1 protein-coding gene is annotated in these 2,065 nt (G+C 41.6%); it reads left to right on the forward strand.

Translation table 11 applies throughout. The annotated features are described in order from the left end of the window. Positions 1-350 precede the first annotated feature (350 nt). Complete coding sequence (locus WAM07_RS02435; RefSeq protein WP_422164476.1) at positions 351-1,661, forward strand: peptidoglycan DD-metalloendopeptidase family protein; 1,311 nt, start codon at positions 351-353, stop codon at positions 1,659-1,661. The last annotated feature ends 404 nt before the right edge of the window (positions 1,662-2,065 follow it).

Below are 2,065 nucleotides of genomic sequence, written 5' to 3' on the forward strand. Positions count from 1 at the left end.
AAAATCCGTGTGTCGGCGGTTCGATTCCGTCCCGAGCCACTCTCTGTGAAAGTCTGCGATAAACTCGCAGGCTTTTTTTATATTGAAATGAATCAATTCTTTCTTCTCTTACTAATATTTTCATATAGTTAAATGAATAATATGGAATGTTAGTATAATCTATAATGTTTTTGGGCATGAAGAAGGCGGAAATATTAGCATCTGTACCTGGTTTTGGTAAGTATATGATAAGAATATTACATTTTCTCTCCCCTGTTTTATTAATAATTTTCATATGATAGGTTTATTAAGTGAAAATATTAATAATAATGATAATAAAAGAGATAAATAGATTCACAGGGGGAAAGGAAATGAAGAAGGATAGAAAAGCGGTTATGACAAAGGCCGCTTTTACAGGAGCGCTGGTATTAAGCTTAACTGTGGGGACAGCTTATGCTGATAAGAATTTAAATACGGTGTATCAGGTATATGTGGATGATGAATCCATTGGAACCGTAGATAAAAAGGAAGACATTCAATCCTTTATCGAGGATCGTGTTCAGAGAGCGGAAACCACATATAGCGAAGAAGATCTTAAACTGAACGAAGATATCACCTTTACGCGTGAGAAAAATCTTTCGTCTGAGAGCAATAAAGCGAAAGTGCTGGACCAATTAGAGGAATCGATTTCCGTTTCTGCTGAATCCGTTCAAGTAAACATAGATGGTCAAACGGTTGCTCAGCTTTCTGCCGAGGAGGAAATAGAGGAAGTTAAACAGCGGTTGAAAGAAAAATATGTGGAAGAGGAAACTCTTACTCAATTAGAGTCCCAAGATTCGAAAGGTAAACCAATAGAGAAGGAAGAAGGTGAATCCGGCATTTTATCGGTTGAGCTCAGCCATGAAATTAAAGGAGAGAGCTCTGAGGTTCACCCTTCCCAAATATCTTCAGTCTCACAAGCCGTGCAAGAGGTGAAAAATGGAGTTGTGGTGGAAAATAGTGATGAAAGCCAGGGAGGAAATAAACCGATTGAAGGGGAAGTTACCGAACCCCTGACCGAGGTAGTCGTAAAAGAAAAAGCTGTTAAAGAACAAACCATAGAGTCTTCCCAAAAGATTGTAGAAACCAACGATCTATTAAAAGGTGAGACAGAAACAAAACAAGAAGGCAGCGATGGAAGAAAAGAAATCCATACCTTGATTACCAAAAAGAATGGAAGCGTGGAGACAAGAGAAACCTTGAAAGAAGAAGTGGTGGAAGAACCTGTCGAAGAAGTTATTCTTAAAGGAACGAAAGTCATCCCTTCCCGTGGTACAGGTACTTTTGCGTGGCCTGCAGTTGAAGGAACGATTACGAGCCATGTGGGTGAAAGATGGGGAAGATATCATAAAGGGATTGATATTGCAGGTGTGAATGACCGTACGATCAAGGCAGCTGATAACGGAGAAGTCGTTACGGCTGAATATCAGAGTGGGTTTGGCAATAAAGTCGTAATTGATCATAATAACGGATATGAAACAATTTATGCTCACCTTCATTCGATTGACGTGGAGGTAGGAGAGACCGTCCGAAAAGGAAACAAACTAGGCGTAATGGGGACAACGGGCAACTCCACGGGTGTTCACTTGCACTTTGAAATTCACAAAGATGGAAAACTCGAGGATCCAGATTCATTTTTCTAGTATCGCTGTTATATTTCCATGATAATGTTAAAGAAAAGCTCCCGATACTGGAAGACTCAGTTTCGAGACTTTTGTGAGAATTAGGTCCTGCGGGGGCGATTTCGCTTTCCGGCCCTGCACGACGCAGGGTCGTTCGACGTTGCCACAGGACGTGGCGTTCTTAGTCGAACATCCCTTGTGCTGAGCCTCCTCAGGCTAAAGCCTTCCGGGATCTCACCGATCATGTTCATCCCGCAGGAGTCTTCATCGTCCCCCTCCGGACCTTGCGAAATTGGGAGTTCGAAATCCACTTCGAAGATGCATGCTCAACAAAGATAATGAACCTGAGAGCGGAAGAGTATCTAGCGTATTTATGTGTATAACCCCGCTATATAAGCATTTAAGGCTGCTTCAGGATGATTACC

It is taken from the genome of Halobacillus sp. (assembly GCF_049282395.1).
GTDB lineage: Bacteria > Bacillota > Bacilli > Bacillales > Halobacillaceae > Halobacillus.